The 18,567-nt window shown below is 55.0% G+C and carries 15 protein-coding genes and 1 tRNA gene; 13 read left to right on the top strand and 3 right to left on the bottom strand.

The features are described 5' to 3' along the window. Positions 1–10: 10 nt before the first annotated feature. The 11 genes from AC13E3_RS09300 (at position 11) to AC13E3_RS09250 (ending at position 13,795) form a co-directional block, all read left to right on the top strand. A complete protein-coding gene (locus AC13E3_RS09300) occupies positions 11–2,395 on the top strand; it encodes an efflux RND transporter permease subunit (RefSeq protein ID WP_482901938.1) in 2,385 nt (794 codons plus the stop codon). Between the two features lie 184 nt (positions 2,396–2,579). Continuing rightward, positions 2,580–3,563, top strand: coding sequence for a TAXI family TRAP transporter solute-binding subunit (locus tag AC13E3_RS09295; RefSeq protein ID WP_008170494.1), 984 nt, complete (start codon positions 2,580–2,582; stop codon positions 3,561–3,563). A gap of 81 nt (positions 3,564–3,644) precedes the next feature. Beyond that, on the top strand, positions 3,645–6,248 hold the full coding sequence (locus tag AC13E3_RS09290) for a TRAP transporter permease (protein ID WP_008170492.1): 2,604 nt from the start codon (positions 3,645–3,647) through the stop codon (positions 6,246–6,248). A 152-nt stretch (positions 6,249–6,400) separates the two neighbouring features. Next, the gene (thrS, locus tag AC13E3_RS09285) at positions 6,401–8,326 is read left to right on the top strand and encodes a threonine--tRNA ligase (RefSeq protein ID WP_008170491.1); all 1,926 of its coding nucleotides are present in this window, start codon (positions 6,401–6,403) and stop codon (positions 8,324–8,326) included. Further along, entirely contained in the window at positions 8,323–8,868 is a 546-nt protein-coding gene (infC, locus tag AC13E3_RS09280; protein WP_075267677.1) for a translation initiation factor IF-3, read from the top strand. Before thrS ends, infC begins: the two co-directional genes overlap by 4 nt. A gap of 95 nt (positions 8,869–8,963) precedes the next feature. Continuing rightward, positions 8,964–9,155, top strand: coding sequence for a 50S ribosomal protein L35 (rpmI, locus tag AC13E3_RS09275; RefSeq protein ID WP_007151842.1), 192 nt, complete (start codon positions 8,964–8,966; stop codon positions 9,153–9,155). A gap of 50 nt (positions 9,156–9,205) precedes the next feature. Further along, on the top strand, positions 9,206–9,559 hold the full coding sequence (gene rplT / locus AC13E3_RS09270) for a 50S ribosomal protein L20 (RefSeq protein ID WP_008170485.1): 354 nt from the start codon (positions 9,206–9,208) through the stop codon (positions 9,557–9,559). Between the two features lie 152 nt (positions 9,560–9,711). After that, on the top strand, positions 9,712–10,710 hold the full coding sequence (pheS, locus tag AC13E3_RS09265) for a phenylalanine--tRNA ligase subunit alpha (protein WP_008170484.1): 999 nt from the start codon (positions 9,712–9,714) through the stop codon (positions 10,708–10,710). A 60-nt stretch (positions 10,711–10,770) separates the two neighbouring features. Continuing rightward, positions 10,771–13,143, top strand: a complete 2,373-nt coding sequence (gene pheT, locus AC13E3_RS09260; protein WP_482901937.1) for a phenylalanine--tRNA ligase subunit beta — start codon at positions 10,771–10,773, stop codon at positions 13,141–13,143. Between the two features lie 3 nt (positions 13,144–13,146). Beyond that, positions 13,147–13,449: an integration host factor subunit alpha gene (gene ihfA / locus AC13E3_RS09255; protein WP_007151838.1), complete on the top strand. Its 303-nt coding sequence runs from the start codon at positions 13,147–13,149 to the stop codon at positions 13,447–13,449. Beyond that, positions 13,430–13,795, top strand: a complete 366-nt coding sequence (locus tag AC13E3_RS09250) for a MerR family transcriptional regulator (RefSeq protein ID WP_008170477.1) — start codon at positions 13,430–13,432, stop codon at positions 13,793–13,795. Before ihfA ends, AC13E3_RS09250 begins: the two co-directional genes overlap by 20 nt. A gap of 68 nt (positions 13,796–13,863) precedes the next feature. Here the strand turns inward: AC13E3_RS09250 and AC13E3_RS09245 are convergent, their stop codons facing one another. Then, positions 13,864–14,052: a YgaP family membrane protein gene (locus AC13E3_RS09245; RefSeq protein WP_053114790.1), complete on the bottom strand. Its 189-nt coding sequence runs from the start codon at positions 14,050–14,052 to the stop codon at positions 13,864–13,866. A gap of 115 nt (positions 14,053–14,167) precedes the next feature. Between AC13E3_RS09245 and AC13E3_RS09240 the strand changes: the two genes are divergently transcribed. Beyond that, entirely contained in the window at positions 14,168–14,803 is a 636-nt protein-coding gene (locus tag AC13E3_RS09240; RefSeq protein ID WP_053114791.1) for a Crp/Fnr family transcriptional regulator, read from the top strand. A gap of 52 nt (positions 14,804–14,855) precedes the next feature. On the opposite strand, the gene AC13E3_RS09235 is transcribed toward AC13E3_RS09240, so the two are convergent. Both AC13E3_RS09235 and AC13E3_RS09230 read right to left on the bottom strand, forming a co-directional pair. Continuing rightward, a tRNA-Pro gene (locus AC13E3_RS09235) sits at positions 14,856–14,932 on the bottom strand. A gap of 114 nt (positions 14,933–15,046) precedes the next feature. Continuing rightward, positions 15,047–16,690 (bottom strand): FMN-binding glutamate synthase family protein, encoded by a 1,644-nt coding sequence (locus AC13E3_RS09230; protein WP_053114814.1) that lies wholly within the window; start codon positions 16,688–16,690, stop codon positions 15,047–15,049. Positions 16,691–16,950: 260 nt separating this feature from the next. On the opposite strand from AC13E3_RS09230, the gene AC13E3_RS09225 reads away from it, so the two are divergent. Next, a complete protein-coding gene (locus AC13E3_RS09225; RefSeq protein WP_482901936.1) occupies positions 16,951–18,543 on the top strand; it encodes a BCCT family transporter in 1,593 nt (530 codons plus the stop codon). Positions 18,544–18,567: the final 24 nt, after the last annotated feature.

Here is an 18,567-nt window from a genome sequence, read left to right as displayed (position 1 = left end):
GGGCTTTTGAATGTCCAACCCTAAGCATGACAAGGGCGAGCACTATCTGACCACGCCCAAGGCCGAACCCTTTCTCGAAAGGCTGATCTTCAATAATCGGCCAATCATTCTTGTCGTCTTCGCCGTGTTGACGCTGTTTCTGGGGTATAACGCCGTCAAGATCCAGCCGGATGCCAGCTTCGAGCGAATGATTCCGCTTGAGCATCCCTACATTGTAAATATGCTTGAGCACCGGGATGATCTTGAAAACCTCGGTAACTTCGTTCGTATCGCCGTCGAGGTAGAAGAGGGCGATATTTTCACCCAAGAGTACATGGAAACCCTGAAGCAGATCACCGACGAGGTTTTTTATCTCAACGGCGTGGATCGTTCGGGTCTCAAATCCCTCTGGACGTCGAATGTCCGCTGGGTTGAGGTTACCGAACAGGGTTTTCAGGGTGGCACTGTCATACCGGACGGCTATGACGGCTCCCGGGACAGTCTGGAGAAGCTTCGCCAGAACGTTCTTCGTTCCAACGAAGTCGGGCGCCTGATCTCTGATAACTTCCAATCAACGATCGTTTACGCGCCGCTGTACGAGAAGAATCCGGAGACCGGTGAGGCTCTGGACTACGGCGAATTTTCCCGTCAGCTTGAAGAAAAGATTCGTGAAAAGTACGAAGAACAGAACCCGAACATCAAGATTCATATAGTCGGTTTCGCCAAGAAGGTCGGCGATCTGATTGAGGGGATTGGTTCTATTGCCTGGTTTGCAGGGATTACCATTCTGCTGACCACGCTGCTTCTGTTCTGGTACTCGCGGGCTATTGCCGGCACCCTGGTTCCTGTCTTTACCTCAATCATTGCAGTGTTCCTGCAGTTGGGTACGCTTCGGCTGCTGGGCTACGGGCTGGATCCTTATTCGGTGCTGGTGCCATTCCTGGTGTTTGCGATTGGTATCAGTCACGGCGTTCAGATTGTGAATGCCATGGCGGTTGAAGCTGCCAAGGGCTTTGATGCGGTGACCGCTGCGCGCCTGGCTTTCCGTGCTCTTTACATTCCGGGCATGCTGGCTCTGATTTCGGATGCCTTTGGTTTCCTGACCCTGTTCTTTATCGAGATCGACGTTATCCGGGACCTGGCTGTTGCCGCAGGTATTGGTGTGGCGTTCGTGATCTTCACCAACCTGGTTTTGCATGTATTGATTATGTCCTATGTCGGTATCTCCAAAGGGGGTATTCGTCACGTGCAGAATCACGGCGAAAAACAGGATCGGAAATGGCGTGTTTTGTCCTACTTCTCCCATCCGGGCGTTGCGCCAATTTCGTTGTTGATTGCTGTAATTGGTCTCGGTCTTGGTCTTTATTACAAGCAGGACCTGAAGATTGGCGACCTGGATCAGGGTGCGCCTGAGCTTCGTGCGGACTCCCGCTACAACAAGGACAATGCCTACATCATCAATAATTACTCGACCAGTGCGGATGTATTGGTGGTGATGGTCAAAACACCGGAAGAGCAGTGCACGCAGTATAATGTGCTGCGGGCCATGGATACTCTGCAGTGGGAGCTTCAGAACACGCCGGGCGTTCAGTCTTCGGTATCACTTGCAGATGTTTCCAAGATGGTGACCAAGGCTCTGAACGAGGGCAACTGGAAGTGGTATGAGATCTCCCGCAACCAGACCATTATCAATGCGTCCATTCGTGAGGCGCCTGCCGGGTTGATCAACACTGATTGCAGCCTGACGCCAGTACTGGTCTTCCTTGAGGACCACAAGGCAGAAACTCTGGAAACCGTCGTTGAGCGCGTCGAACAGTTTGCCGGGAACAACAGCACTGATGAGCACAGGTTCCTGCTAGCGGCGGGTAACGCCGGTGTCGAGGCCGCTACTAACGAGGTTATCTCCGGCGCCAAGGATAAGATGCTGATCCTCGTTTACAGTGTGGTGAGTTTGCTGTGCTTCGCGACCTTCCGTTCGATCCGTGCGGTGCTGTGTATCGTGATACCTCTGGGGCTGACTTCGGTCCTCTGTGAGGCAATCATGGCGGTATCTGGCATCGGTATCAAAGTGGCCACCCTGCCGGTGATTGCCCTCGGGGTCGGTATCGGTGTCGACTACGGCATCTATATCTACAGCAAGCTGGAGAAATACCTGCTGGAAGGCAAGACCCTTCAGGACGCGTACTATGAAACCCTGCGCTCGACGGGCAAGGCCGTTATGTTTACTGGCGTGACCCTGGGTCTGGGCGTTGTTACCTGGATATTCTCGCCAATCAAGTTCCAGGCTGACATGGGCTTCCTGCTGTTCTTCATGTTCCTCTGGAATATGGTGGGGGCTATCTGGCTGTTGCCGGCTTTGGCCCGGTTCCTGCTGCGGCCGGATCAGATGCTTGCCAAGGCCCGAGCTGCGAAATAACATTCGCACTGACCTGCAAAAAAGCCCGCACTGCGGGCTTTTTTGTTGTCTGGTCAACCGGTTAGCGAGCTAATCCGTGCTTTATTTATGACGTGAAGTGGTCTATGTTTTACCGTGACCGTATGTCTTGCCCGCCCTACAGGCGGTCATCTAATTACAACGAGCAGAAAAAGGAAGAACTCACATGACACTGAAACTGAAAGCCTCCGCATTTGCTGTCGCTGCCGCAGTCAGCCTGGGTGCTGCTTCAACCTCTGTTTCCGCGCAGGAGCAGCGTTTCGTGACCATCGGTACCGGCGGTGTAACCGGTGTTTACTATCCGGCCGGCGGTGCGATCTGTCGTCTGGTGAACATGGACCGTAAAGAGCATGGAATCCGCTGCTCCGTTGAGAGTACCGGTGGTTCCGTATACAACCTGAATGCGATTCGCCAGGGCGAACTCGATCTGGCCGTAGCCCAGTCCGACTGGCAGTACCACGCGTACAACGGCACCAGCCAGTTCAAGGACGATGGCGCGAACAAGGACCTTCGGGCGGTGTTTTCCCTGCATCCGGAGCCGTTCACCGTTGTTGCCAGCAAGGGCTCAGGCATCAAAACCTTTGAAGACCTGGAAGGCAAGCGGGTATCTGTCGGCAACCCCGGTTCAGGGCAGCGCGCCACTGCTGAAGTCCTGATGGATGAGATGGGCTGGACGCTGGACAAGTTCTCACTGGCTGCCGAAATCAAGGCCGCGGAGCAGTCCCAGGCCCTGTGTGACGGTAACATTGATGCCTTCTTCTACACGGTTGGCCACCCCTCTGGTGCAATCAAGGAAGCGACCACCTCCTGTGACAGTGTACTGGTTAACGTTGATAACGCTGCCACACAGAAGCTGATCGACGAAAACCCGTACTATCGTAAGGCAGTCATCCCTGGTGGTATGTATCGTGGCAGTGACGATGACGTTACCACCTTCGGCGTTGCGGCAACCTTTGTGTCATCCACTGATGTGCCCGATGACGTTGTTTACGCGGTTGTGAAGGCTGTTTTCGAGAACTTCGACAGCTTCAAGCGCCTGCATCCTGCATTTGCCAACCTGAACAAGGAAGAAATGGTCTCTGATGCCCTGAGTGCGCCTCTGCACCCGGGTGCTGCCAAGTACTACAAAGAAGCTGGTCTGATCGACTGATCTGCCTGCACTCCGTCACAGCGGGCTCAAGCCCGCTGTGACGCCCTTTCAGAGATTGATTTTTACGTACGGGACTAATTTATGGCGACGAGCGATCCGGCTAACGGAGCTGGTGCTGGTGGTAGCAGTAATGTAGACCAGATCCTGCAGACTGAAACCGGGGGCAGGGCGACCAGCGGATATGCTGCGGTTATTCTTTTTATCGTTCCCCTGGTGTGGTCGTTGTTTCAGCTCTGGATTGCGTCACCGCTGCCCTATATCTTCAATTTCGCAATCTTTAATTCCACGGAAGCGCGCTCGATCCATCTTGCGTTTGCCGTTTTCCTGGCGTTTTCTGCCTTCCCGATGATCAAGGGGCGGCATGTAAATATCGTCCCCATCTATGACTGGATTCTGGCGCTTGTTGCCGCTTTCTGCGCCTCATACCTCTACGTTTTTTACGAAGAGCTTTCAACGCGGCCCGGCGCGCCGATCACCCAGGATCTGTGGGTTGCGCTTATCGGTCTCGTGCTTTTGCTGGAAGCCACGCGTAGGTCGCTCGGGCTCCCGCTGACTATCGTTGCTGCGGTCTTCATCACATACTCGATTGCCGGCCCCTATATGCCGGATGTGATTGCCCATAAAGGCGTGAGCCTCAGTAAGCTGGCGTCGCACCAGTGGTTGGGCACTGAGGGCGTGTTTGGCGTTGCACTTGGGGTTTCCACGAGCTTCGTCTTTCTGTTCGTGTTGTTTGGCGCGCTGCTTGAGAGAGCAGGCGCCGGTAATTACTTTATTAAAGTCGCCTATGCCATGTTGGGGCATATGCGTGGTGGTCCCGCCAAAGCTGCGGTGGTTTCCAGTGGTTTAAGCGGCGTTATTTCCGGTTCGTCTATTGCCAACGTCGTCACTACCGGCACGTTCACCATTCCGCTGATGAAGCGGGTTGGTTTTCCGGCTACCAAGGCCGGCGCAGTGGAAGTGGCCGCATCAACCAACGGCCAGCTGACACCTCCCATCATGGGCGCGGCCGCTTTCCTGATGGTCGAATATGTGGGTATCTCCTACCTGGAGGTCATCAAGCACGCCATCCTCCCTGCGATGATTTCCTATGTGGCACTGATTTATATCGTGCACCTTGAGGCCTGCAAGCTGAACATGCAGGGCATTGAGCGTCTCAACAAGCCGACTCTTGCCCAGCGGATGCTGAATTGGGTCGTTATCCTCATCGGCCTGAGTGTGCTGACCCTGGTGGTGTATTACGGGATCGGCTGGACGAAAACGCTTTTCGGTGAAGCGGCGATGTGGGTGTTGGCACCTTTGCTGGTGCTGATCTATATCGGCCTGGTTGGCTATGCCACCCGATTTCCGGAACTCGAGGAAGACGATCCGGATAAGGACATGGGCGAATTGCCGCCGGTTGGCCCAACTGTAAAGACCGGGCTGTACTTTCTTCTGCCCGTTGTAGTGCTGGTCTGGTGCCTTACTGTTGAGCGTTTCTCGCCACAGCTGTCGGCGTTCTGGGCCACGCTGTTCATGATTTTCATTGTTGTTACACAGCGACCGTTGAAGGCCTTTTTCTACAAGCACGGCAACTTCCTCACTGCGTTCAAGGATGGCGTGTTTGATCTTGCGCATTCGCTCGCCACCGGTGCCCGAAACATGGTGGGTATTGGCGTGGCAACTGCCACCGCCGGTATCGTGGTGGGTACGGTTACCCTGACCGGTATTGGCCTGGTGATGACCGAATTTGTCGAGTTCCTGTCTGGCGGCAACCTGCTGCTGATGCTGATCTTCACGGCCATTATCAGCCTGATCCTCGGCATGGGTTTGCCGACCACTGCCAACTACATCGTTGTGTCCACGCTGATGGCGCCGGTAATCGTCACTCTGGGCGCCCAGAATGGGCTGATCGTGCCGCTGATTGCGGTGCATCTGTTTGTGTTCTACTTTGGCATTCTGGCGGACGATACGCCGCCCGTGGGGTTGGCGGCTTATGCCGCCGCTGCCATATCCGGCGCCGATCCCATACGAACGGGTATCCAGGGCTTCACCTACGACATCCGTACGGCGATCCTCCCGTTCATGTTTATTTTCAATACCCAGTTGTTGCTCATTGGGTTGACCGGATGGTTTGACCTGCTGGTTACGATCTTCAGTGCAGTCACTGCGATGCTGGTCTTTTCCGCGGCCACGCAGGGGTTCTGGTTTACCAAGAGCTATAAGTGGGAATCGCTGTTATTGCTGCTGATTACGTTCACCATGTTCCGGCCCGGCTTCTGGTGGGATATGGTTTACCCGCCCACGGCAGATCGGCCCGGCGCCGAGATCATGGAGTATGTTGAGGATGTGCCAGCAGACAAACCGATTGTCCTGAAGGCTTCCGGGATGACGATTGACGGCGACGAGGTGACCACCTATGTGCGGCTTGAGATTCCCGCTGGCGACACGCCCGAGCAACGTCTGATGGACGCCGGCCTTGAACTCAGCCCGGATGGCGAAAAGATGGCGGTAGACTTCGTTGGTTTCGGTAGCCCGGCGGAGGATGCTGGCATCCAGTTTGGCTGGACCATCGATGCCGTGCAGGTTGACCTGGAACGGCCGCCAAAAGAGCTGATGTTCATTCCTGCTCTGGTGTTACTCGGCCTTCTGGCGTTTGGTCAGTTGCGTCGGCGGGCCAGGGAGGAAGCCGCCGGCCAGCCAGCCTGACGCCACACCTGTCCGTGCAAACCCGGCATTAACCTGCCGGGTTTTTTTCTGTTAGACTTCGCCTCGAAGCGGCCCGCGGTTTGTATCGCGCCGTGCCGTCACCATGTGGTCTCTGGTATAGATCACCGCTGAGTAACCAACAGGAGCCTTTCATGCCCGTCGTAACCCTGCCCGATGGTAGCCATCGCAGTTTTGCCGAACCCGTAACCGTTCATGATGTCGCCGCCGATATCGGCGCTGGCCTTGCCAAAGCCGCCCTTGCCGGAAAGGTGGATGGCCAGCTCGTGGACACCAGTTATCGCATCGAAAACGATGCCGAGCTGGCAATCGTCACCGAGCGTGATGAAGACGGCGTTGATATCATTCGCCATTCTACGGCGCACTTGATGGCCATGGCTGTCCAGGAACTGTTTCCAGGAGCCCAGGTCACCATTGGCCCGGTTATCGACAATGGCTTCTACTACGACTTCAAGTACGACCGCCCGTTCACCAATGAGGATCTGGCGCGGATCGAGAAGCGGATGGAAGAGCTCTCCAAACAGGACTTGCCGGTTTCTCGCTCCATCATGTCCCGCGATGAGGCGATCAAGCTCTTTGAGGATATGGGCGAAGAATACAAGGTCCGTATCATTCAGGACATTCCCGGCGATGAGGACCTTTCATTTTACAGCCAGGGCGATTTTATCGACCTGTGCCGCGGTCCCCACGTTCCCAGCACCGGCAAGCTGAAGGCCTTCAAACTGACCAAGGTGGCCGGCGCGTATTGGCGTGGCGACACCAGCAATGAGCAGCTTCAGCGCGTGTACGGAACCGCCTGGGGTAACAAGAAAGATCTCAAAGCCTATTTGCACCGTCTGGAAGAGGCCGAGAAGCGGGATCACCGGAAGGTCGGCAAGAAGCTTGGCTTGTTCCATATGCAGGAAGAAGCACCGGGCATGGTTTTCTGGCACCCGGATGGCTGGTCGCTGTATCAGGAAGTTGAGCAATACATGCGCCGCAAGCAGCAGGAGCATGGCTACAAGGAGATCAAGACACCACAGGTGGTGTCACGGACCCTGTGGGAGAAGTCAGGGCACTGGGACAAGTTCAAGGACGACATGTTCACCACCGAGTCGGAGAAGCACGACTACGCCATCAAGCCCATGAACTGTCCCTGCCACGTGCAGGTCTTCAACCAGGGTCTGAAAAGCTACAAGGATCTGCCCCTGAGACTGGCGGAATTCGGCTCCTGCCACCGGAACGAGGCCTCCGGGGCGCTGCATGGACTGATGCGTGTTCGGGGCTTTACCCAGGACGATGCCCACATTTTCTGCGAAGAAGATTCTATTCAGCAGGAAGTCTCGGCATTTATTGAAATGCTGCACGAGATCTACACAGACTTCGGGTTTACCGAAATCCTGTACAAGCTCTCAACCCGTCCGGAAAAACGGGTTGGCTCCGATGAGGTCTGGGACAAGGCGGAAGCCGCCCTGGAAGAAGCGTTGAATCGCGAAGGGGTAGACTGGGAATTGCTGCCAGGCGAAGGCGCCTTCTACGGACCCAAAATCGAGTTCTCGCTGAAAGACTGTATCGGACGGGTATGGCAGTGTGGCACTATTCAGGTGGACTTCTCGATGCCGGGTCGTCTGGGTGCGCAGTATGTTGCCGATAATTCCGAGCGGAAGACCCCGGTCATGCTGCACAGGGCGGTATTGGGATCCTTTGAACGTTTTATTGGTATCCTGATCGAGGAATACGAAGGTGCATTCCCGACCTGGCTGGCGCCGACTCAGGTGGCTATCCTCAATATCACCGATAATCAGCGTGATTATTGTCAGAATCTGGCGAAAAAGTGGGATTCTTTGGGCTATAGGGTTAATGCTGACTTGAGAAACGAGAAGATCGGCTTTAAAATCCGCGAGCATACTCTTAACAAGGTTCCCTACCTTGTCGTTGTCGGTGACAAAGAAGTCGACAACAACGCCGTTGCGGTGAGAACCCGCAAGGGCGAAGATTTGGGAACTTTATCGCTTGAAGCGTTTGAGCAATTCTTAAGTGAAGATGTTGAACGCAAGGGCAAAACAAAGACGGAGATCTGATTATTAAACAGCGAGCGAATCGGGGTGGGCGCACACCAAAGGCGCCTATCAATGAGAATATTGACGCAACCGAAGTCCGACTGATTGACGCAGAAGGCAATCAGGTCGGTGTAGTACCAATAGAGGATGCTCTCAAGCAAGCAGAAGAGGCATCTCTTGACCTGGTCCAGGTTACGGATTCCGATCCGATCGTCTGTAAGATAATGGACTACGGCAAGAAAATCTTCGACGAGAAGAAGGCCAAGGCGGCTGCCAAGAAAAAGCAGAAGCAGACGCAGGTCAAAGAGCTTAAGTTCCGTCCAGGAACTGAAGAAGGGGATTATCAGGTCAAACTACGCAACCTGGTACGTTTCCTTGAAAACGGGGACCGCGGCAAAATCACTATCCGCTTCCGTGGCCGTGAGATGGCACACCAGGAAATTGGTATGCAGCTCATGCAGCGCATAGAAGCAGATATTGAAGAGCTTGCCCAGGTAGAGATGCGGCCGAAAATGGAAGGCCGGCAGATGACCATGGTTGTGGCGCCCCGCAAGAAGAAGTGAACCTGATCGGGTGCTTGTCCCCCGCGCATGCGGGGGATTTGTCGTTCAGGGGCACATTATTGTTTATTTAAAAATAGAATGCGGAGTTTTAAAAAATGCCTAAGATGAAAACCAAAAGCGGAGCCACCAAGCGGTTCAAGAAAACCGCCACCGGCTTCAAGCACAAGCAGTCCTTCACCAGTCACATCCTGACCAAGAAGAGCCCGAAGCGTAAGCGTCAGCTGCGCGGCACCAAGCTCATCGCCAAGTCGGATGTTGCATCTATCAAGCGTATGACCGCGTGCTGATCCAGCCGCGAGTATCATTCCTTAGAAAGTACAGGTAGAAGGATTAAAGTATGGCTCGTGTAAAACGTGGTGTGGTCGCACGCCGTCGTCACAAAAAGATTCTCAATCAGGCCAAAGGTTACTACGGCGCTCGTAGCCGGGTATTCCGTGTAGCCAAGCAAGCGGTTATCAAGGCCGGTCAGTACGCCTACCGTGACCGTCGTAACCGCAAGCGTGCTTTCCGCGCTCTGTGGATTGCCCGTATCAATGCTGGTGCCCGCGCTAACGGTCTGTCTTACAGCCGTCTGATCGCTGGTCTGAAAAAGGCTAACGTTGAAATCGATCGTAAGGTTCTGGCCGATCTGGCCATGAACGAGCAGCAGGCGTTTGCCGCTGTTGTTGAGAAGGCCAAAGCGTCCCTGTGATCGCTTAGCTCTTTCATCGATTGCTGATCGATATGGGCGTCTCATGATTTCATGACGGCGCCTCCTGATAGGGGAAGGGCACGCTCTTCCCCTATTTTTGTTTTTGAAGTTACGTTTTTAAGCACTTCCATTTCTGGTTTGGAGCAGGGTCAATGGAAAACCTGGAGCAACTGGTTCAGGACGGGCTGGCAGCAGTTGATAGCGCCGACAGCCTGCAGGCACTTGATCAAATTCGTGTTGAGTATCTTGGCAAGAAGGGTGTGATTACCCAGCAGGCGAAAACTCTGGGCAAGCTTTCTGCTGAGGAGCGCCCTGCCGCCGGCCAGAAAATCAATGAAGCCAAGGGGCAGGTCGAAGAAGCCATCAATGCCCGGCGAAGCGATCTTGAACGTGCCGCCATCGAGCAGAAACTTGCCAGTGAATCCATTGATGTGACTCTGCCTGGCCGTGGTCAGGACCTGGGTGGATTGCACCCGGTTACCCGCACCCTCCAGCGGATCGAGCATTTCTTCGCCCGGGCCGGCTATACCGTCGAGCAGGGGCCCGAGATCGAAGACGATTACCACAACTTCGAGGCCCTCAACATCCCTGGCCATCACCCTGCTCGCGCGATGCACGATACGTTCTATTTTAACCCGGGCACCCTGCTGCGAACTCACACTTCGCCGGTACAGATTCGAACCATGGAAGCGGGCAAGCCACCATTCCGGATGATCTGCCCGGGCCGGGTTTACCGCTGTGATTCGGATATGACGCACACCCCCATGTTCCACCAGGTGGAGGGGTTGCTGGTCGAGAAAAATGTCAGCTTCGCGGATCTCAAAAGTACTGTTGAAGAATTCCTGCGAGTGTTCTTTGAGCGGGACCTTCAGGTCCGCTTTCGGCCCTCCTATTTCCCGTTTACGGAGCCCTCCGCAGAAGTGGACATTGAATGGGGTCGGGAAGCCGATGGCAGCATCAAGTGGCTTGAAGTCATGGGTTGCGGAATGGTGCATCCCAAGGTGTTTGAATATTGCGGAATCGATGCCGAGGAATACCGTGGCTTCGCATTCGGTCTGGGGGTAGAGCGCCTGGCCATGCTTCGCTACGGCGTGAACGATCTGCGTATGTTTTTCGAAAATGATCTGCGCTTCCTGCGCCAGTTCCGTTAACCGGCAAGATCACGGCATCCAATCAAACAGGCATAACCGCATCAGGACAAGGCAATAACCATGAAATTCAGTGAACAGTGGCTGCGCGAGTGGGTTAACCCGCAAATCGATACCCAGGAATTAATGGACCAGATCACCATGGCAGGTCTGGAAGTGGACGGTTTCGAGCCGGTGGCCGGTCAATTCAGCGGCGTGGTCGTTGGAGAAGTTCAGTCAGTAGGGCCACATCCTGATGCAGACAAGCTGCGGGTTTGCCAGGTCAGTGATGGTGCCTCCGAGGTTCAGGTGGTCTGTGGCGCTCCCAATGTCCGTGAAGGTATGAAGGTTCCTTTTGCCGTGGTGGGGGCGGTTCTGCCCGGTGATTTCAAAATCAAGAAGGCCAAGCTTCGCGGTCAGCCTTCTGAGGGCATGCTTTGTTCCGAGTCAGAGCTTGGGCTCTCCGATAATCACGATGGCCTGATGGAGCTCCCGGCGGACGCACCGGTGGGGCAGGACGTGGCCGATTACCTGAAGCTGAACGATGTCACCATTGATGTGGATCTGACTCCGAATCGCGCCGATTGCCTGTCTATCAAGGGTATCGCCCGTGAAGTGGGTGTTCTGAACAGCATGCTGGTCAACAGCCCGGCAATCGAGCCCGTGGAATCGGTGCACTCTGAAGTGCCTGATATCCGGGTGGAGGCGCCGGCAGGCTGCCCGCGGTACCTTGGCCGTATTCTGCGCAATGTGAACCTGCAGGCGGAATCGCCCCTGTGGATGCAGGAAAAGCTTCGCCGTTCAGGTATTCGCTCCATTGATGCCGCCGTGGATGTCACCAACTACGTCATGCTGGAACTAGGCCAGCCCATGCACGCCTTCGATCGTGACGAAATCCAGGGCGGGATCGTTGTCCGCATGGCGCGAATTGGTGAAAAGCTCGTTCTGCTGGATGGTCAGGAGGTCGAGCTCACCCAGGGAACGCTGGTGATCGCGGATCATGAGAAGCCGATTGCCATTGCCGGTGTCATGGGCGGTGAGCATTCCGGAGTCAGTCCGAAAACGCGGGACCTGGTGCTGGAATCCGCTTACTTCGATCCGATTACGCTGGCGGGCAAGGCTCGTCACTATGGTTTGCACACTGACGCATCGCACCGGTTCGAGCGAGGTGTTGACTACAAGTTGGCGCGGGATGCGATGGAGCGGGCCACCCGGTTGCTGATGGACATCGTTGGTGGTGAGCCTGGCGAAATCGTCGAAGTTGCCAGCGATGAGGATATTCCCGAGGATCGGGTTGTCGACCTGCGATCCCGCCGGCTTAACGATGTTCTGGGTATGGAAATTGATCGCACCACCGTCGAGGAGATCCTGACCCGACTTGGTCTGCGGGTCGAGAAGCTCCTGAAAAACGGTTGGCGGGTCAGTGTGCCCAGCTTCCGCCCGGACATCTCCATTGAAGAAGACCTGATTGAGGAAGTGGGGCGGATTTATGGCTACAACAATCTGCCTGTAACCGAGCCTACGGGCTCACTCGGTCTGCGCCCGGAGCAGGAAGCTGTTCGCCCGGTATCGGCCATCCGCAACTTCTTTGTGGATCATGGGTACCAGGAGGCGGTGACCTACAGCTTTGTCGATCCTAAGGTTCAGCAACTGGTGGACCCCGATCGTCAGGGCATCGCGCTGGCCAATCCGATTTCTTCGGATCTGTCGGTGATGCGTACCAGCCTCTGGAGTGGCTTGTTGAAAACCGTGGCCCATAACCAGAATCGCCAGCAGCCGCGCATACGTCTGTTCGAAACCGGTCTGCGCTTCCTCCAGGAGGGCGAGCGGATTGATCAACAACCGATGTTGGCCGGTGTGGTGGTTGGCAGCCAGTATCCTGAAAACTGGGCAAACGGTCGCAGAACCGCGGATTTCTTTGATGTAAAAGGGGATTTGGAGAGTCTGTTCAGTCTGCTGGGCATTGAGATCCATTTTGTTGGCAGCCAGCATCCTGCGCTGCACCCGGGACAGACTGCAGAACTCATGCGCGACGGCGAGCACGTGGGCTGGCTGGGGACTCTGCATCCACAAGTTCAGAAAAATCTTGAACTTAATGGCACGATCCTGATGTTTGAGCTATTCTTGAATTCAATCGTTACCGGATATGTGCCTAATTTCAAAGAAATTTCAAAATTCCCGGAAGTTCGTCGGGATTTGGCTATTATTATCGGAAGCGAGGTAGCGTTCGCCGATGTGGAGCGTGTAGCGAGAAAGCATGCCGGCGAGCAGCTGACAGCGTTGCGTGCGTTCGATGTCTATGAGGGCGAGAGTCTGGGTGAGGGTAACCGAAGCCTGGCTCTGAGTCTGTTCTGGCAGCACCCCGAACGTACATTGAACGAGGATGAAGTGCATTCGCTCTTCAACGGTGTGATCGACGCATTGAAAGAAGAGCTGGGGGCAACACTGAGGAGTTGAGAGATGGCGGCTTTGACGAAAGCGGAAATGGCGGAGCGGTTGTACGAGGAATTGGGCCTGAACAAACGCGAAGCCAAGGAAATGGTAGAAGCTTTTTTCGATGAGATCAGAGGCGCTCTCAGCCACAACGAGCAGGTGAAGCTGTCGGGTTTCGGTAACTTCGATCTGCGGGACAAGAAGCAGCGGCCGGGACGGAACCCGAAAACCGGTGAAGAGATTCCGATCAGTGCACGGCGTGTCGTTACGTTTCGCCCGGGACAAAAACTAAAGCAAAAAGTAGAAGCGTATGCTGGAACCCAGTCATAACAACGAACTTCCCACCATTCCGGGGAAGCGTTATTTCACCATTGGTGAAGTAGCGGAGCTGTGTGCTGTGAAAGCACACGTCCTGCGGTATTGGGAGCAGGAGTTTCCGCAGCTGTCGCCGGTAAAGCGTCGGGGCAACCGTCGGTACTATCAACGGGCGGACGTTATTACCATCCGCCAGATTCGTAGCCTTCTCTATGACCAGGGCTACACTATCGGTGGCGCGAAGCAGAAGCTGAGCAGTCACGAGGTGAAAGACGATACCTCCCAGTACAAGCAGCTGATCCGGCAGATGATTACAGAGCTGGAAGAGGTGCTCGAGGTTCTCAACGCGCCGGTCAAATAATGCTTCCGAAGCTTTGAAGAAAAAACGGGATAGCGAGAAGCTGCCCCGGTTTTTTTATGCCTGCAGGTTTATTGCTTCTTGCAGGTCTTGATGCCCAGAATTGAATAGGCGGGGCAGTTGCCCACTGCGGCAGTGGCCAGAGGAACGATGCCAATCCAGCCCCAGGCGGTTTGTGGGCCCACAAATACGAGCGCCAGAAGTACAATGCCGACAATGGCGCGTATGATACGGTCCGCAGATCCCATATTGATGCTCATGATCCATTCTCCTTGGTTGATTTGAGGCAGTAAGGCCACTCTAACGCCTGCTCCCGGGCTGTTCAGTGATAAAGTCACACAAGGAAAAGCACTGGATAAGCTAGTCTCGTTAACTATGGAAAAACTGACGTTGCAACACAGCATTCTTGAAACATTGCCGGAATCCCTTCGGCGGGACGCTCTGAACGGACTGCAGGCGATTCAATTTGAGCATGGAAAGGTGCTTTTTAGAGCGGGAGATCCGTGTCAGGGCCTTCCACTGGTGCTCCATGGCAGTGTAAAGGTTCAGATGACAGGGCTGTCGGGGAATAGCATCGTCCTGTACCGGATGGGCGCGGATGACATTTGCACGCTCTCGATCGGGTGCCTGATGACCGGTGACGGCTTTCGCGCAGAGGCCGTGGTTGAGGAGGATGCCAAAGTGTTGATGGTGCCCAGGGGGTTGTTCGATCGGCTCATGGACCAGTCCGCCGATTTCCGGCTGGGCATAATGGAGTCTTACGGTCGCCGCCTGAACGATCTGATGCTGCTGGTGGAGGAGGTTGCGTTCAGGCGAATGGACGAACGACTTCTTCACTGGCTTGAGGCAAGAGCCGGGCACCGCGCAATCACCATCACCCACCAGGAGCTTGCCATTGAGCTCGGCACAGCGAGAGAGGTGATAAGCAGGCTGCTCAAAGAGCTTGAGCGAAAGGGCAGGTTGCGTCTCGCGCGCGGCAAAATTGAATTTACGGGTTCGTTTGCCGAGTAAGTGCCTATAACAAAAAGCCCGGACCTTTCGGCCCGGGCTTTTTGTCGGAATCTGGTCGGGACGGTAGGATTTGAACCTACGACCCCTTGCACCCCATGCAAGTGCGCTACCAAGCTGCGCTACGCCCCGATTCGCTCTTTGCCACATCGAAACTTGAGAGTATTCTCAGTGGCTTAGCGGGAGCGAAGTCTACACGAGCCCATGGAAAAAATAAACATCCGACGGCGATTTTGATCGCAATTTTTAGCGTAGCTTGGTCTCCCGAAGTTTGAGGATGAATTCCGGTGGTTCGAAAGTATCCGCCCGGGCTGATTCCCAGTACTTATCGAACACAGTCAGGTCTGTTTTTCCCTCCAGCAGGGCCCCCGGTTCAAGGAACGGGAAAAGGTCCATGTAAGAGTGAACTTCGGTTTTAGACACCCGCCGGACAACGTGTTCCGGACCAAGCTCGGATGGATGCTTGAGCCCGGAAGCCTCAAGCAGGTTTTGCAGCGCGTCCAGAGTATTCTTATGGTAGTTGTACACCCGCTGGCTCTTGAGCTCCACGTCGAGCTTGTTGCCGCGCCTGGGGTCCTGGGTGGCCACGCCGCTCGGACAACGCCCTGTGTGGCAACTGAGCGCCTGTATGCAGCCCAGGGAGAACATGTAGCCACGGGCCGCGTTGCACCAGTCCGCACCAAGGGCCAGGGTTCGGGCTATGTTGAAGGCCGAGGTGATCTTGCCCGCTGCGCCAATGGCGATGTCTTCCCGCAAATGGGTGCCGACCAGTGTGTTGTGAACCAGCAGAAGTGCCTCAGTCATGGGCATGCCAAGGCGGTTGATAAACTCCAGTGGAGCGGCTCCTGTGCCGCCTTCACCTCCGTCGACGACGATGAAATCAGGTTTTCGACCGGTTTCCAGCATGGCTTTGACGATGGCGAACCACTCCCAGGGGTGGCCAATGGCAAGCTTGAAGCCGACGGGCTTGCCGCCAGACAGTTCACGCAGACGGTCAATGAACTCAAGCATCTCGATGGGGGTTGAGAACGCCGAATGACTGGCGGGAGAAACGCAATCCTCACCCACCGAAACGCCCCGGGCTTCGGCGATCTCGGGAGTCACCTTTGCACCCGGCAAAATTCCGCCGTGGCCCGGTTTTGCACCCTGAGATAGTTTGAGTTCTATCATTTTGACCTGTTCAATCGTGGCGTTCTGCCGAAACATATCTTCGTTGAACGAACCGTCTTTGTGGCGACAGCCGAAGTACCCTGAGCCGATCTCCCAGACCAGATCGCCACCTGGCTGTCGGTGGTATCGGGAGATGGAGCCCTCTCCGGTGTCATGATAGAAACCGCCCATTCTGGCACCGGTATTCAGGCTGAGTATGGCGTTGGCGGAGAGTGAGCCGAAGCTCATGGCCGAAATATTGAACACACTTGCGCTGTACGGTTTTTCACAGTTTTTTCCGATCAGAATCCGGAAATCGCTTCCGCTCAGGCGGGCAGGGGCGAGGGAGTGGTTCATCCATTCGAATCCTTCCTCATACATGCCGAGTTGGGAGCCAAAAGGGCGCTTGTCGAGGACATTCTTCGCGCGCTGATACACGATTGTGCGTTGCTCCCGAGAGAAGGGACGCTCCTCGGTGTCTGACTGGATAAAATACTGGCGGATTTCTGGCCCGACGGATTCGAGCAGGTACCGGAAGTTGGCCATGATCGGGTAATTCCGGCTGACCGTGTGCCGTCTTTGCAGCAGGTCGTAGGTGCCAAGGGCTGCGAAGGCACCAAAGATCAGCGGAAACGCCAAGCTTACGCCTGCGAACATGACCAGTCCAAAAGAGACGATAAAGCCGATGATGCTGAGCGCGTAGGCCGAATAGCGAAGCGGAAAGGTCTTGGTTTTTTCCATGGGATCCTCTGGTTGTCTCACAAAACCGGCTCGACCCGCTCACCGGATAAAGAAGAGTTTAGTCCTACGAAGCGGAGTTCTGCCGCGATTGGTCCGGACTTTGGCTGGTCCGTTGTCGATCATGGTCTATGATAAATATCAAGGCGGCGGCAATAATTGTAGTTTTGATGTTTTGAACTCAAAACATTATGATAACGCGCTTGTAATGTTTGAACTCCGATTCTGAATAAACGAATTATCAACTCAGGAGGCTCCAAAACGTGGGCAAGGTAGTCAAAGACGAATATTCGACGGACTACGTGGCCGGCCAGGACAATATCACACCGTTCGGGCTGGATCTTCACGCACCGGTATTTCCGATTACGGCAATACTGGTTGTTGCGTTCGTGATAGGGACCCTGATGTTCCCAGGGGAAGCGAAGGAGCTTCTCGATGGAACAAAGTGGGACATTATCGCGACGTTTGACTGGTTTTTCCTGATCAGTGCCAATATTTTCGTGGTTGTGTGCCTGGCGTTGATCTTCCTGCCAATGGGCAAGATCCGTATAGGCGGCCAGGATTGCAAACCTGAGTTCTCCACAATTTCGTGGTTCTGCATGCTTTTCGCGGCTGGCATGGGTATTGGTCTCATGTTCTGGGCCGTTGCCGAGCCGGTGGCTTACTACACAGGATGGTATGAGACACCACTGAACGTAGAGGCGGGTACGAATGAAGCCCGCAATCTTGCGATGGGCGCGACTATGTACCACTGGGGTCTGCACCCCTGGGGCATCTATGCAATCGTAGCGCTCTCCCTGGCATTTTTTGCGTTTAACAAAAACATGCCGCTGACCATCCGCTCTGCTTTCTTCCCTCTGCTGAGAGATAAAGTGTGGGGCTGGCCTGGCCACATTATCGATGTTCTGGCGGTTGTAGCCACCATCTTTGGTCTTGCGACCTCCCTCGGTTTTGGTGCGCAGCAGGCAGCTTCCGGCCTCAATTACCTGTTTGGCATCGGCGCTGGAATCAATGTCCAGATGGCGATCATTGTCGGGGTTACAGCACTGGCGCTGATCTCAGTGCTCAGGGGCCTCGACGGAGGGGTGAAGGTCCTGAGTAACATCAACATGGGCGTAGCCGCCGTCTTGCTGTTGTTCGTTATCTTCGCCGGTCCAACCATGACCATTCTGGAAACCCTGTGGGTGACTTCTTCCAACTATGTTGGCAACGCGTTGCAGCTCAGTAACCCGTTTGGCCGTGAAGATGAGGCCTGGTTCCAGGGTTGGACTGTATTCTACTGGGCCTGGTGGATTTCCTGGTCACCGTTCGTAGGTATGTTTATTGCCCGTGTTTCCAAGGGACGTACCGTTCGTGAGTTTGTGACTGCAGTGCTGATCGTTCCGACCGTTATCACGGTTGTCTGGATGAGTGCTTTCGGTGGTGCTGCTATCGAACAGATTCAGCAGGGCGTTGGTGAACTGGCTGAGAACGGTCTGACTGAGGTTTCACTTGCGACCTTCCAGATGTTTGCGAATCTGCCGCTGACCGGGATCCTGTCATTCGTGGGCATTATTCTGGTGCTGGTGTTCTTCGTAACATCTTCGGATTCCGGCTCGCTGGTTATCGACAGCATCACAGCCGGCGGCAAGACCGACGCTCCGACCGCTCAGCGTGTGTTCTGGGTAGTTGCAGAGGGTGCCATTGCTGCAGCCCTGATCTTTGGTGGTGGTGAGGATGCGCTCGGCGCAATCCAGGCGACTGCGATCAGTGCTGGTCTGCCGTTTACGGTCGTTCTCCTGGTCATGACGTGGGGACTTTTGAAGGGCCTCAGTCACGAGCGTAAACTTCTGATTGCCAGAGGTGAGCTCGCCTAAGAGTGCTTTGAGATAAAAAAACCG

It is taken from the genome of Marinobacter sp. L-80 (genome assembly GCF_056859395.1).
Note: the sequence above shows the minus strand (reverse complement) of the source record. Positions and strands in the feature narration are given on the sequence as shown.